A 13,506-nucleotide genomic window follows, 5' to 3' on the forward strand; every position below is an offset into this window, starting at 1 on the left:
GGCCGCCATGTTGCAAGTCAGTGTTTATCGCTACAACCCTGATCAGGACGCCGCGCCGTTCATGCAGGAATTCCAGGTCAATACCAACGGTAAAGACTTGATGGTGCTGGACGTGCTGGCCCTGATCAAAGAGCAGGACGAGGGTTTCTCCTATCGTCGCTCTTGCCGTGAAGGTGTTTGCGGTTCCGACGGCATGAACATCAACGGCAAAAACGGTCTGGCGTGCGTCACGCCGCTGTCCGCTGTCGTAAAAGGTAACAAGCTGATCGTTCGTCCGCTGCCAGGTTTGCCGGTTATCCGTGACCTGGTCGTCGATATGAGCATCTTCTACAAGCAATACGAGAAGGTGAAGCCATTCCTGCAGAACGACACGCCGGCTCCGGCCATCGAACGTCTGCAGACCCCGGAAGAGCGGGAAAAGCTCGACGGTCTGTACGAGTGCATCCTGTGCGCTTGCTGCTCGACCTCTTGCCCGTCCTTCTGGTGGAACCCGGACAAGTTCCTGGGTCCAGCTGCTCTGCTGCAAGCGTACCGCTTCCTTGCAGACAGCCGCGACACCAAGACTGCCGAGCGTCTGGCTTCGCTGGATGACCCGTTCAGCGTATTCCGCTGCCGCGGGATCATGAACTGCGTCAACGTCTGTCCGAAAGGCCTGAACCCGACTAAGGCCATCGGTCACGTGCGTAACATGCTGCTGCAAAGCGGCGTGTGATACAGGCTGTAATCGCAGGACCGTTGTACCCGTAGATGCTACGGCGCAGGCTTCAACCGGCGCCGTAGTCTTAACCTGAGCAGCAGCTTATAAAGCTGCGGCTCTTATTTTGAAGAAATGAGACAAGCAGGGGCATCCGGGCTGGTACCCGGACTATCAGCGTGATCCTAAGTGGCTTGTTTTGGTCGCTGCATTCGGACTTCTGCAAGCGTGCTCGGTGTCGACGCCGGTGGTGTTCCCCTAACCGAGGGTGACCAAGCATGCAAGAAAGCGTGATGCAGCGCATGTGGAACAGCGCCTACCTATCCGGTAGTAACGCTGCCTATGTGGAAGAGCTCTACGAGCTCTACCTGCACGACCCTAACGCTGTGCCAGAAGAGTGGCGCACCTACTTTCAGAAGTTGCCTGCTGACGGCAACACTGCCACCGATGTTTCGCACTCCACAATTCGCGATCATTTCGTCTTGCTGGCAAAGAACCAGCGCCGCGCCCAACCGGTTTCCGCCGGCAGCGTGAGCAGTGAGCACGAGAAGAAGCAAGTTGAAGTGCTGCGATTGATCCAGGCCTACCGTATGCGTGGCCACCAGGCAGCCCAGCTTGATCCGCTGGGGCTGTGGCAGCGTCCTGCACCTGCAGACCTGTCGATCAATCATTACGGCTTGACCAATGCCGATCTTGATACGACCTTCCGTGCCGGCGACCTGTTCATCGGCAAAGAGGAGGCGAGCCTACGCGAAATTCACGAAGCGTTGCAGCAGACATATTGCCGCACCATCGGCGCTGAATTTACGCATATCACCGATTCCGAGCAGCGCCAGTGGTTCCAGCAGCGTCTGGAAAGCGTGCGTGGTCGTCCGACGTACTCCGCCGACATCAAGAGCCACCTGCTCGAGCGCGTCACCGCCGGTGAAGGCCTGGAAAAATACCTGGGGACCAAATACCCGGGTACCAAGCGTTTCGGCCTGGAAGGCGGCGAGAGCCTGATTCCGATGCTCGACGAGTTGATCCAGCGTTCCGGTTCCTACGGCACTAAGGAAATCGTTATCGGCATGGCCCACCGTGGCCGTCTGAACGTGCTGGTCAACACCTTCGGCAAGAACCCGCGCGAGCTGTTCGACGAGTTCGAAGGCAAGAAGAAGGTCGAGCTGGGTTCCGGTGACGTTAAGTATCACCAGGGCTTCTCGTCCAACGTCATGACCACCGGCGGTGAAGTTCACCTCGCGATGGCCTTCAACCCGTCCCACCTGGAAATCGTATCTCCAGTGGTCGAGGGTTCGGTTCGCGCCCGTCAGGATCGTCGTAACGACCCTACCGGCGAGAAGGTTTTGCCGATCTCCATCCACGGTGACGCGGCATTCGCCGGTCAGGGCGTGGTGATGGAAACCTTCCAGATGTCGCAGACCCGCGGTTTCAAGACCGGCGGCACCGTGCACATCGTGATCAACAACCAGGTTGGTTTCACCATCAGCAACCCGCTGGACTCGCGCTCCACCGAGTACGCGACCGACGTTGCGAAAATGATCCAGGCACCGATCCTCCATGTGAATGGCGATGATCCGGAAGCCGTGTTGTTCGTGACCCAGCTGGCCATCGACTACCGCATGCAGTTCAAGCGTGACGTGGTGATCGACCTGGTCTGCTACCGTCGTCGCGGCCACAATGAGGCCGACGAGCCAAGCGGCACCCAGCCGATCATGTATCAGCAGATCACTAAACAGCGCACCACCCGTGAGCTGTATGCCGATCGTCTGACCCAGGGCGGTGTACTCGACGCAGAGCGTGTTCAGGCGAAAGTCGACGAATACCGCAACGCGCTGGACAACGGTCTGCATGTTGTAAAAAGCCTGGTCAAAGAGCCGAACAAAGAGCTGTTCGTGGACTGGCGTCCGTATCTGGGCCACGCCTGGACTGCGCGTCACGACACGCGTTTCGACCTGAAAACCTTGCAGGAACTGTCCGCCAAGCTGCTGGAAATCCCGGAAGGCTTCGTGGTTCAGCGCCAGGTCTCGAAAATCTACGAAGACCGTCAGAAGATGCAAGCTGGCGGCCTGCCGATCAACTGGGGTTACGCCGAAACCATGGCGTATGCGACCCTGGCGTTCGAAGGTCACCCGATTCGCATGACGGGTCAGGACATCGGTCGCGGTACGTTCTCGCACCGTCACGCTGTCTTGCACAACCAGAAAGACGCGGGGACCTACGTCCCGCTGCAAAACCTGTACAAAGGCCAGCCACGTTTCGACCTGTACGATTCGTTCCTGTCCGAAGAAGCCGTGCTGGCGTTCGAATACGGTTACTCGACCACCACGCCTGAGGCACTGGTGATCTGGGAAGCCCAGTTCGGCGACTTCGCCAACGGTGCCCAGGTGGTTATCGACCAGTTCATCACCAGTGGCGAGCACAAGTGGGGCCGTCTCTGCGGTCTGACCATGTTGCTGCCGCACGGTTACGAAGGTCAGGGGCCGGAGCACTCGTCGGCACGTCTGGAGCGTTACCTGCAGCTGTGCGCCGAGCACAACATTCAGGTAGCGGTACCGACCACGCCGGCCCAGATCTACCACTTGCTGCGTCGTCAGGTGATTCGCCCGCTGCGCAAGCCATTGATCGTTCTGACTCCGAAGTCGCTGTTGCGTCACAAGCTCGCCATATCGACCCTGGAAGATCTGGCCGAAGGTTCGTTCCAGACCGTGATCCCGGAAATCGATGCCCAAGACCCGAAAAAGGTCGAGCGCATTGTTCTGTGTAGCGGCAAGGTCTACTACGACCTGCTGGAAAAACGCCGTGCCGAAGGTCGTGATGACATCGCCATCGTGCGTATCGAGCAGCTGTACCCATTCCCTGAGGACGACTTGAACGAAGTCCTGGCTCCGTACACCAACCTCAAACATATCGTTTGGTGTCAGGAAGAGCCGATGAACCAGGGTGCCTGGTACTGCAGCCAACACCACATGCGCCGCATCGTAGGCAATCACAACAAGGCGCTCGTTCTCGAGTACGCCGGCCGTGATGCTTCTGCTGCACCTGCTTGTGGTTATGCATCGATGCACGCTGAGCAGCAGGAAAAACTGCTGCAAGACGCCTTTACTGTTTAACGCCTTCGCGCACCTGAAACCGAATTTAAGGACCCACAGATAATGGCTATCGAAATCAAAGCCCCCACTTTCCCGGAATCGGTTGCCGATGGCACCGTTGCCACCTGGCACAAAAAACCGGGCGACGCTGTAAAGCGTGACGACCTGATCGTCGACATCGAAACCGACAAGGTTGTGCTGGAAGTGTTGGCTACCGCTGACGGCGTGCTGGGCGCTATCGTCAAGAACGAAGGCGACACCGTTCTGTCCGACGAAGTGCTGGGCTCCATCGAAGCGGGCGGCGCTGCTGCCGCGCCAGCTGCTGCCGCTGCTCCGGCTGCTGCACAAGCTGCTGCCCCAGTCGCTGAAGGCGAAGACGATCCTGTTGCTGCACCGGCTGCTCGCAAGCTGGCTGAAGAAAACGGTATCAACATCGCTTCCGTTGCCGGCACCGGCAAAGGCGGTCGTGTGACCAAGGAAGACGTGGTTGCAGCCGTTGCTGCCAAGAAAGCCGCTCCGGCTGCCGCGCCTGCCAAGGCTGCCGCTCCGGCTGCCGCTGCTCCTGTGTTCGCTGCTGGCGACCGCATCGAGAAGCGCGTTCCGATGACCCGCGTTCGCGCTACCGTGGCCAAGCGCCTGGTAGAAGCCCAGTCGAACATGGCGATGCTGACCACGTTCAACGAAGTCGACATGACTGAAGTCATGGCCCTGCGTTCGAAGTACAAGGACCTGTTCGAGAAGTCCCACAACGGCGTGCGCCTGGGCTTCATGTCGTTCTTCGTCAAGGCTGCCACCGAAGCGCTGAAACGCTTCCCGGCCGTCAACGCGTCGATCGATGGTGCCGACATCGTTTACCACGGTTATGCCGACGTCGGTGTGGCTGTTTCCAGCGACCGCGGCCTGGTTGTACCGGTTCTGCGTAACGCCGAACTGATGAGCCTGGCTGAAATCGAAGGCGGCATCGCCACCTTCGGCAAGAAGGCTCGCGACGGCAAACTGTCGATGGACGAAATGACCGGCGGTACGTTCACCATCACCAACGGTGGTACCTTCGGTTCGATGATGTCGACTCCGATCGTCAACCCGCCGCAAGCGGCCATCCTGGGCATGCACAACATTCTGCAGCGTCCTATGGCGATCAACGGTCAGGTCGTGATCCGTCCGATGATGTACCTGGCTCTGTCCTACGATCACCGTCTGATCGATGGCAAAGAAGCTGTGACCTTCCTGGTTACCATCAAGAACCTGCTGGAAGACCCGGCTCGTTTGCTGCTGGATATCTGATTTCGTTGCACGGGCCGCTCAGTGATGGGCGGCCCTCCTGTAATGACCAGCTTCGTCCCACGACAGTCCCCACAAGGGGTTGTCCGGTTTGATTCGAGAAGGAATGACACATGACTCAGAAATTCGACGTGGTAGTGATTGGCGCGGGCCCTGGCGGTTACGTGGCTGCCATTAAAGCAGCGCAACTGGGCCTCTCCACTGCCTGCATCGAGAAATACACCGACAAGGAAGGCAAACTGGCCCTCGGCGGTACTTGCCTGAACGTCGGTTGCATTCCATCCAAGGCGCTGCTGGACAGCTCCTGGAAATACAAGGAAGCCAAAGAAGGCTTCGCGATCCACGGTATCAATCACGCTGGCGTGACCATGGACGTGGCGGCAATGGTTGGCCGTAAAGCCAACATCGTCAAAGGCCTGACCTCTGGCGTAGCCACCCTGTTCAAGGCGAACGGCGTCACTTCCCTGCAAGGCCACGGCAAACTGCTGGCCGGCAAAAAAGTCGAACTGACCAAGCCAGACGGCACCGTCGAAATCATCGAAGCCGAGAACGTGATTCTGGCTTCGGGCTCGCGTCCGATCGACATTCCACCGGCTCCGGTTGACCAGAACGTGATCGTCGATTCGACCGGCGCACTGGAATTCCAATCCGTTCCCAAGCGTCTGGGCGTGATCGGCGCTGGCGTGATCGGTCTGGAACTGGGTTCGGTCTGGTCGCGTCTGGGTTCGGAAGTGGTTGTCCTGGAAGCGCTGGAGAAGTTCCTGCCAGCAGCTGACGACGCCGTTTCCAAAGAAGCCTTCAAGACCCTGACCAAACAAGGTCTGGACATCAAGCTGGGCGCTCGCGTCACCGGTTCGAAAGTGAACGGCAACGAAGTTGTCGTGAACTACACCGATGCCAACGGCGAACAGAACATCACCTTTGACAAGCTGATCGTTGCCGTTGGTCGCCGTCCAGTGACCACCGAACTGTTGGCTGCCGACAGCGGTGTGAACATCGACGAGCGTGGGTTTGTATTCGTTGACGACCAGTGCGCCACCAGCGTACCGGGCGTTTACGCGATCGGTGACGTGGTTCGCGGCATGATGCTGGCGCACAAGGCGTCCGAAGAAGGCATCATGGTGGTTGAGCGCATCAAGGGCCACAAAGCCCAAATCAACTATGACCTGATCCCGTCTGTTATTTATACTCACCCGGAAATCGCGTGGGTCGGCAAAACCGAGCAGGTCTTGAAGGCTGAAGGCGTTGAAGTTAACGTTGGCACCTTCCCGTTCGCAGCCAGTGGCCGTGCCATGGCAGCCAACGACACCGGCGGTTTCGTGAAAGTCATTGCTGATGCCAAGACTGACCGCGTATTGGGCGTCCACGTGATTGGCCCGAGCGCTGCAGAACTGGTTCAGCAGGGCGCGATCGGCATGGAATTCGGCACCAGCGCTGAAGACCTGGGCATGATGGTTTTCTCCCATCCGACCCTGTCCGAAGCCTTGCACGAAGCAGCTCTGGCTGTGAATGGCGGCGCCATCCACATTGCCAACCGCAAGAAGCGTTAAGACAAGACAATAAGAAACCACGGCGGAAGGCCCGTCGTGAGCCTTGCGTGCAAGACTCACCGCGGAATGTCCGCCGGACGCAGCCTTGCGTAGTCTCACCGGTTATCCGGAACACCTACGCAAGCAGCAGTCACAGGTGGTGCGGCACTTGAACAAGTGCAGCACCGAATGCGCAGTACCTAACGAAGACGGTAATAAGCATGAATCTTCACGAGTATCAGGGTAAGCAGCTGTTCGCTGAATACGGCCTGCCAGTATCCCAGGGTTTCGCCGTAGACACCCCGGAAGCAGCAGCAGAAGCGTGCGACAAAATCGGCGGGACCGAATGGGTTGTCAAAGCCCAGGTCCACGCTGGTGGTCGCGGTAAAGCGGGCGGCGTAAAGCTGGTTCGCAGCAAAGAAGACGCCAAGGCCTTCGCACAGCAGTGGCTGGGCAAGCGTCTGGTGACTTACCAGACTGACGCCAATGGCCAGCCAGTCACCAAGATCCTGGTTGAATCGTGCACTGATATCGCTAAAGAGCTGTACCTGGGCGCTGTCGTTGACCGTTCGAGCCGTCGCATCGTGTTCATGGCTTCCACCGAAGGTGGCGTGGACATCGAGAAAATCGCTCACGACACCCCTGAGAAAATCCTCAAGGCCACTATCGATCCACTGGTTGGCGCTCAGCCATTCCAGGGTCGCGAGCTGGCATTCCAGCTGGGTCTGGAAGGCAAGCAAGTTGCTCAGTTCGCCAAGATCTTCGTAGGTCTGGCCAAGCTGTTCAAGGATCACGACCTGGCTCTGCTGGAAGTGAACCCGCTGGTGATCAAGGCTGACGGCGATCTGCATTGCCTCGATGCCAAGATCAACATCGATGCCAACGCCATGTACCGTCAGCCTAAGCTGAAGACTTTCCACGATCCGTCGCAAGACGACCCGCGCGAAGCGCACGCTGCCAAGTTCGAACTGAACTACGTAGCGCTGGAAGGCAACATCGGTTGCATGGTCAACGGTGCTGGCCTGGCCATGGGTACCATGGACATCGTCAACCTGCATGGCGGCAAACCAGCCAACTTCCTCGACGTGGGCGGCGGTGCTACCAAAGAACGCGTTACCGAAGCGTTCAAGATCATCCTGTCCGACACTAACGTCGCTGCAGTATTGGTCAACATCTTCGGCGGCATCGTTCGTTGCGACATGATTGCCGAAGGCATCATCGGTGCAGTGAAAGAAGTCGGCGTGAAAATCCCGGTTGTTGTTCGCCTTGAAGGCAACAACGCTGAGCTGGGCGCTAAAGTACTGGCAGAAAGCGGTTTGAACATCATCGCTGCAACCAGCCTGACCGACGCTGCTCAACAAGTCGTTAAAGCTGCGGAGGGCAAATAATGAGCGTCCTGATCAATAAAGACACCAAAGTTATCTGCCAGGGTATTACCGGTTCGCAAGGTAGTTTCCACACCCAGCAAGCCATCGAATACGGCACCAAGATGGTTGGCGGAGTAACTCCAGGCAAAGGCGGCACCGAGCACCTGGGTCTGCCAGTGTTCAACACCGTGAAAGACGCTGTAGCTGCCACTGGCGCCACCGCCAGCGTGATCTACGTTCCGGCTCCTTTCTGCAAAGATTCGATCCTGGAAGCTGCTTTCGGCGGCATCAAGCTGATCGTCTGCATTACTGAAGGCATTCCTACCCTGGACATGCTGGACGCTAAAGTTAAGTGCGACGAGCTGGGTGTAGTCCTGATCGGTCCTAACTGCCCAGGCGTGATCACTCCAGGCGAATGCAAGATCGGCATCATGCCAGGTCACATTCACTTGCCAGGCAAGGTCGGTATCGTTTCCCGTTCCGGCACCCTGACCTACGAAGCTGTCAAGCAGACCACTGACGCCGGTTTCGGTCAGTCGACTTGCGTCGGCATCGGCGGTGACCCGATCCCGGGTTCGAACTTCATCGACATCCTGAAGCTGTTCCAGGAAGACCCGAAGACCGAAGCGATCGTCATGATCGGCGAGATCGGCGGTTCGGCTGAAGAAGAAGCGGCTGCCTACATCAAGGCACACGTGACCAAGCCGGTTGTTTCCTACATCGCTGGTGTGACTGCCCCTGCAGGCAAGCGCATGGGCCATGCTGGCGCAATCATCTCTGGCGGCAAAGGCACTGCAGACGAGAAGTTTGCTGCCCTGGAAGACGCAGGCGTTAAAACCGTGCGTTCGCTGGCAGACATCGGCAAGGCTTTGTCCGAGCTGACCGGTTGGGCGATCAAGTAAGCCTCGCGCTTAGCTGACGCTTCACCAAACAAAGGCCACCTTCGGGTGGCCTTTGTCGTTTCTGGTGTTTAGCTACTTGCAGCGCTTTTTGTGGCGAGGGAGCTTGCTCCCGCTGGGCTGCGAAGCGGCCCCAAAGCAGGCCATCGAAGTTTGTCTGGTACGCCGCATGCAATGGATTTACGACTGCTGCGCAGCCGAGCGGGGGCAAGCCCCCCCGCCACAGGGTTCTGTGCAGTAAATAAGATATGTAAACGCGACACGGAAATGTCGCGTATCGGATAGATCGCCCCTTAACAGTGCGTTTGTCGGGCAAATTCGTTAGGCTAGCCGCCATTTTTGCGTTTGCGTCCCACAAGGAAGCGTCGCGCTAAACGGGTCAGTCCTATACGGACCGACAGCATTTCCCTCACCCCTCAGGGAAATCCCTCTCTAAATTCCGATTCAGTAGTGTGGTATTTCCTTAATGAAAGTTTTGAAAGGTCAGGACATCCTGGCACTTGGTTTTATGACGTTTGCCCTGTTCGTCGGGGCCGGCAACATCATCTTCCCGCCTATCGTCGGTTTGCAGTCCGGGCCCAATGTCTGGATGGCGGCGCTAGGCTTCTTGATCACCGCAGTCGGTTTACCGGTGATCACCGTGGTTGCGTTGGCCAAGGTCGGTGGTGCGATGGATGCCTTGAGCAGCCCGATCGGCAAAATCGCCGGTGGCCTGCTGGCCGCCGCGTGCTACCTCGCGGTCGGCCCGCTGTTCGCCACGCCGCGCACCGCGACCGTATCGTTCGAAGTGGGTCTGGCGCCGCTGACCGGTGAAAGCCCGCTGGCGCTGTTCCTCTACAGCTCGGTGTACTTCCTGCTGGTGTTCTTCATTTCGCTCTATCCGGGCCGTTTGCTGGATACCGTAGGACGTTTCCTCGCCCCCCTGAAGATCATCGCCCTGGCCGCACTCGGCATCGCCGCATTCGCGCTGCCTGCCGGTGACATCGGCGTGGCGACGCCTGAGTATGTCGCGGCGCCGTTCTCCCAAGGGTTCATCAACGGTTACCTGACCATGGATACCCTGGGTGCACTGGTGTTCGGCATCGTCATCGTCAACGCGATCCGCTCCCGTGGCGTCGAGTCGCCGGCGTTGATCACCCGCTACGCGATCATTGCCGGGCTGATTGCCGGCGTGGGCCTGGCGCTGGTGTACGTCAGCCTGTTCCGTCTTGGTTCGGGCAGCCATGAAGTGGCGGCCGGTGCAGCCAACGGCGCGGCGGTGTTGCACGCCTATGTTCAACACACCTTCGGTTCGTTGGGCAGCGGTTTCCTGGCGGTGCTGATCTCTCTGGCCTGCCTGGTGACAGCAGTCGGCCTGACTTGCGCTTGCGCTGAATACTTCAGCCGTGTGCTGCCACTGTCCTACAAGACGCTGGTCATCATCCTGGCCGTGTTCTCCCTGTTTGTGTCCAACCTGGGCCTCACCAAGCTGATTGCGTTCTCGATCCCGGTGCTGACTGCGATCTACCCGCCGTGCATCGCCCTGGTAGCGCTGAGCTTCTGCAAAGACTTCTGGCATGAACAGGGCCGCATCGTCGGCCCGGTGATGTTGGTCTCGTTCATTTTCGGCATGATCGATGCGCTCAAGGGCGCAGGTCTGGCGGACTGGATGCCAACACAGCTGTCTCACTTGCCGCTGAGCGAGCAGGGCCTGGCCTGGCTGGTGCCGTCGGTGATGACCTTGGTGGTTGCGGTGGTGTGCGACCGTCTGCTGGGCAAGCGCGAAGAAGCGCTGGCTTAACCTGCTTCATGGCCCGCCACAAGCGGGCCAATCAAGCAGAAAACAGAAATGCCCCGTATCAATCGATACGGGGCATTTTTTATGCGCGAGATGCGGTGTCTTTTTTTGTCAGCTAACGTCGAAGCACTGCAATTCCCCTGTGGGAGAGAGCCTGCTCACGATAGCGGTGTGTCAGTTAGCGTTGATATCGACTGACTCACCGCTATCGCGAGCAGGCTCGCTCCCACAGGGTTTCGGTGTACCGATCTCACATCACAAGGACCTGCATGTCGTTCATCCACGCCAACATAATCCACATCCTCGCCGCCGTCTGGTTTGTCATCTGCTGGGGCGGCTACACCCGATACGCCTCGTGGAAAGGTCGCGACACCGCGTGCCTGGCCAGTGTGCTGCACTTGTACCGTGAAGACTGGATGCGCCGCATGCTGCTGCGCGATAACCGCATCGCCGACGCCAGCGTGGTCGGCAACCTGGAGCGCAACGCCTCATTCTTCGCCTCCAGCACGCTGATTATCCTGGCCGGCATTCTCACTGTACTCGGCGCGTCCGAGCGGGCCGTGTCGTTGCTGGCGGATATACCGATGGTGCAACAGGCGTCGCAGGGCATGTCCGAGATCAAATTGCTGTGCCTGGCGTTGGTGTTTGTCTACGCGTTCTTCACCTTCAGTTGGTGCATGCGCCAGTACAACTTCGCCGCCATTTTGATTGGCTCGGCGCCAATGATCGGCGAGCGCCACGTGTCCGAACAAGAGCGAAAAGCCTTTGCTGCCCGCGCGGCCCGGGTCATCTCCATGGCCGCCAACCAGTTCAACTTTGGCCTGCGTTCTTACTACTTTGGCATGACCATGCTGGCCTGGTTCGTCAGCCCATGGCTGTTCATGTTGATGAGTGCCGGCGTGGTGCTGGTGTTGTATCGCCGGGAGTTTCATTCCGACGTTCTCGATGTGATGGTCTATACCCCTACAGAGGCGCCATTGCCCGAAGCCAATAAAGAGGCCGCTTGATGAGTATTCCGTTCTGGTGCGTGTTTATCAGCGCCTTGTTGATCTACGTGGCCCGCATGCCCGTTGCCAAGGCCATGAAAGAGCAGGGCGGTTACAACAATCACCTGCCGCGTCAGCAACAGGCGCAACTCAAAGGCTTCGGCGCCCGTGCCGTGGCAGCGCATCAAAACTGTTTCGAGGCGTTCATATTATTTGCGGTGGGAGTGTTGATGGCGCACACCACGCAAACGGCGGGATGGCTGATTGATTCGCTGGCAATCATCTTTGTGATTACCCGAATCCTTTATTTACTGTGTTATTGGGCTGATCTTGCCTGGCAGCGCAGCCTGGTTTGGATCATCGGACTAGTGTGTTCGTTGTTGCTGATGATTAGTCCGACTTTTAGAACTATATTGCTCTAACGGGCCGAATGACAGGCAAAAGAAAACCCGCACTTGGCGGGTTTTCTTTATCACGCTAAAAACTATTTTAGTTTTTAGGTGCTTCTTTTGCGGCGGCTTCGTTCGATTCAGCCTGAGCTTTGGCAGCTTCGGCGTTTTCTTTCGCAGCGTCGTTCACTTTATCCTGAGCTTTGTTCATGTCTTGCTGAGCTTGCTCAGCATGTTGGTTAGCATCTTGAGCTTTGTCCTCGGATTTTTTATCGCAGGCAGCGAGACCGAGGGAAGCGGTCAACATCAAGGCAATAGCTAAAGTCTTACGCATGGGGTGTATCTCCTTATGGAAAATATCTACTGGCCTTTCGAGCACAGCCACTAGGGTTAAGTTCCTCAATTCGTTCAGATATATAAGATTATTCCCACGGGAACTTTTACGAATTCACTGAATACGATTTTCGACTACTAAGAAGAGTGTTTATCACATGGCCGAAAACCCCGTTTTTGAGCGCGCGACGCGATTCCTCTCGGCGCTCAGGCATTGTCAGGTACTGGGTTTGCGCGTTCACAGCGCCAGCACCGACGGACTGACGGTCATCCTGCCGTACAGCCCGCAAATCGTCGGCAACCCGCAGACCGGGGTGATCCATGGCGGGGCGCTGACGTCCCTGATGGACACCGCGTGCGGCATGTCGACCCTCTGCGTCCTGCCCGAATTCGAAGTCTGCCCGACCCTCGATTTGCGCATCGACTACATGCACGCCGCAGAGCCTCACAAGGATGTCTACGGTTTCGCCCAATGCTACCGGGTGACCACCGACGTGATCTTCGCCCGAGGCTTTGCCTACCAGGACGACCCCGAACAGCCCATCGCCCATGTCGTCGGCACCTTCATGCGCATGGGCAAAGCCGTCAAAGGCGCCAAGGGTTTTGGCGGTGCGATCGCCGGAGGTGTGAAATGACTGACACTTTCAAAGAACAACTTCAGCAGGCCCACGAGCAGGGAGACTACGCCTCGCTGCTGCACCTGCTGCCCTACGCCAAACTGATCGGCGTCGAGTGTTCCCGTGTCGGGGATGAGTTGCTGTTCCGCCTGCCGGCCAACAAGGACAACATTGGTAACCCTTTACTGCCGGCGATACATGGTGGAGTGATCGCCGGGTTCATGGAGCTGTCCGCAGCGCTGCACCTGCTGATTTTCACCGGTTCGCCCGGTGTGCCGAAGATCATCGACTTCTCCCTCGACTACCTGCGAGCCGGGCAATTTCGCGATACGTGGGCCAAATGTCAGGTTTGCCGCCAGGGCCGACGCGTGGCAAACGTGGCGATTACCGCCTGGCAGACCACCGAAGCCGAGCCGATTGCCACGGCCCGCGGCCATTTCAAAATTGAAGAGCCCTTGAAATCCTGAACTCAGCCCCAAACTCTGATGACAACCCGCCGCCGACCCTTTAGGTCGCGGCCACTGCCATCTGATTGGAGTTTGATG

12 protein-coding genes are annotated in these 13,506 nt (G+C 58.0%); 11 read left to right on the top strand and 1 reads right to left on the bottom strand.

The features are described 5' to 3' along the window. Nucleotides 1-7 precede the first annotated feature (7 nt). The 9 genes from ACA075_RS08385 to ACA075_RS08425 all read left to right on the top strand — a co-directional run bounded on the left by ACA075_RS08385 (nt 8) and on the right by ACA075_RS08425 (nt 12,044). Nucleotides 8-712, top strand: coding sequence for a succinate dehydrogenase iron-sulfur subunit (locus tag ACA075_RS08385; RefSeq protein WP_497298066.1), 705 nt, complete (start codon nt 8-10; stop codon nt 710-712). 260 nt (nt 713-972) lie between these two features. Further along, nucleotides 973-3,804, top strand: coding sequence for a 2-oxoglutarate dehydrogenase E1 component (locus tag ACA075_RS08390; protein ID WP_497298067.1), 2,832 nt, complete (start codon nt 973-975; stop codon nt 3,802-3,804). 42 nt (nt 3,805-3,846) lie between these two features. Next, a complete protein-coding gene (gene odhB / locus ACA075_RS08395) occupies nt 3,847-5,067 on the top strand; it encodes a 2-oxoglutarate dehydrogenase complex dihydrolipoyllysine-residue succinyltransferase (RefSeq protein ID WP_497298068.1) in 1,221 nt (406 codons plus the stop codon). A 110-nt stretch (nt 5,068-5,177) separates the two neighbouring features. Then, nucleotides 5,178-6,614: a dihydrolipoyl dehydrogenase gene (lpdA, locus tag ACA075_RS08400; RefSeq protein WP_403099562.1), complete on the top strand. Its 1,437-nt coding sequence runs from the start codon at nt 5,178-5,180 to the stop codon at nt 6,612-6,614. Between the two features lie 200 nt (nt 6,615-6,814). Continuing rightward, nucleotides 6,815-7,981, top strand: coding sequence for an ADP-forming succinate--CoA ligase subunit beta (gene sucC / locus ACA075_RS08405; protein WP_008148602.1), 1,167 nt, complete (start codon nt 6,815-6,817; stop codon nt 7,979-7,981). After that, nucleotides 7,981-8,862: a succinate--CoA ligase subunit alpha gene (gene sucD / locus ACA075_RS08410; protein ID WP_008148605.1), complete on the top strand. Its 882-nt coding sequence runs from the start codon at nt 7,981-7,983 to the stop codon at nt 8,860-8,862. Before sucC ends, sucD begins: the two co-directional genes overlap by 1 nt. Nucleotides 8,863-9,325: 463 nt before the next feature. After that, the gene (gene brnQ, locus ACA075_RS08415) at nt 9,326-10,639 is read left to right on the top strand and encodes a branched-chain amino acid transport system II carrier protein (protein WP_219095625.1); all 1,314 of its coding nucleotides are present in this window, start codon (nt 9,326-9,328) and stop codon (nt 10,637-10,639) included. A gap of 266 nt (nt 10,640-10,905) precedes the next feature. After that, the gene (locus tag ACA075_RS08420; RefSeq protein ID WP_461957848.1) at nt 10,906-11,643 is read left to right on the top strand and encodes a DUF599 domain-containing protein; all 738 of its coding nucleotides are present in this window, start codon (nt 10,906-10,908) and stop codon (nt 11,641-11,643) included. After that, nucleotides 11,643-12,044, top strand: coding sequence for an MAPEG family protein (locus tag ACA075_RS08425; protein WP_497298070.1), 402 nt, complete (start codon nt 11,643-11,645; stop codon nt 12,042-12,044). Before ACA075_RS08420 ends, ACA075_RS08425 begins: the two co-directional genes overlap by 1 nt. 67 nt (nt 12,045-12,111) lie before the next feature. On the opposite strand, the gene ACA075_RS08430 is transcribed toward ACA075_RS08425, so the two are convergent. Next, nucleotides 12,112-12,345 carry a hypothetical protein gene (locus ACA075_RS08430; RefSeq protein ID WP_064679026.1) on the bottom strand — a complete coding sequence of 78 codons (234 nt, stop codon included), beginning with the start codon at nt 12,343-12,345 and terminating at the stop codon, nt 12,112-12,114. A gap of 157 nt (nt 12,346-12,502) precedes the next feature. Here ACA075_RS08430 and ACA075_RS08435 point away from each other — a divergent pair, with 157 nt between their 5' ends. Both ACA075_RS08435 and ACA075_RS08440 read left to right on the top strand, forming a co-directional pair. Beyond that, nucleotides 12,503-12,979: a PaaI family thioesterase gene (locus ACA075_RS08435; protein ID WP_497298071.1), complete on the top strand. Its 477-nt coding sequence runs from the start codon at nt 12,503-12,505 to the stop codon at nt 12,977-12,979. After that, nucleotides 12,976-13,428, top strand: a complete 453-nt coding sequence (locus ACA075_RS08440) for a PaaI family thioesterase (RefSeq protein ID WP_403101016.1) — start codon at nt 12,976-12,978, stop codon at nt 13,426-13,428. Before ACA075_RS08435 ends, ACA075_RS08440 begins: the two co-directional genes overlap by 4 nt. Nucleotides 13,429-13,506: the final 78 nt, after the last annotated feature.

The sequence above is a fragment of the Pseudomonas sp. LBUM1663 genome (genome assembly GCF_059695905.1).

Bases quoted from the DNA above. Each gene is read 5' to 3' on its own strand.
- ACA075_RS08385 (WP_497298066.1), top strand. From the start codon at position 8: ATGTTGCAAGTCAGTGTTTATCGCTACAACCCTGATCAGGACGCCGCG.
- ACA075_RS08390 (WP_497298067.1), top strand. From the start codon at position 973: ATGCAAGAAAGCGTGATGCAGCGCATGTGGAACAGCGCCTACCTATCC.
- odhB (WP_497298068.1), top strand. From the start codon at position 3,847: ATGGCTATCGAAATCAAAGCCCCCACTTTCCCGGAATCGGTTGCCGAT.
- lpdA (WP_403099562.1), top strand. From the start codon at position 5,178: ATGACTCAGAAATTCGACGTGGTAGTGATTGGCGCGGGCCCTGGCGGT.
- sucC (WP_008148602.1), top strand. From the start codon at position 6,815: ATGAATCTTCACGAGTATCAGGGTAAGCAGCTGTTCGCTGAATACGGC.
- sucD (WP_008148605.1), top strand. From the start codon at position 7,981: ATGAGCGTCCTGATCAATAAAGACACCAAAGTTATCTGCCAGGGTATT.
- brnQ (WP_219095625.1), top strand. From the start codon at position 9,326: ATGAAAGTTTTGAAAGGTCAGGACATCCTGGCACTTGGTTTTATGACG.
- ACA075_RS08420 (WP_461957848.1), top strand. From the start codon at position 10,906: ATGTCGTTCATCCACGCCAACATAATCCACATCCTCGCCGCCGTCTGG.
- ACA075_RS08425 (WP_497298070.1), top strand. From the start codon at position 11,643: ATGAGTATTCCGTTCTGGTGCGTGTTTATCAGCGCCTTGTTGATCTAC.
- ACA075_RS08430 (WP_064679026.1), bottom strand. From the start codon at position 12,345: ATGCGTAAGACTTTAGCTATTGCCTTGATGTTGACCGCTTCCCTCGGT.
- ACA075_RS08435 (WP_497298071.1), top strand. From the start codon at position 12,503: ATGGCCGAAAACCCCGTTTTTGAGCGCGCGACGCGATTCCTCTCGGCG.
- ACA075_RS08440 (WP_403101016.1), top strand. From the start codon at position 12,976: ATGACTGACACTTTCAAAGAACAACTTCAGCAGGCCCACGAGCAGGGA.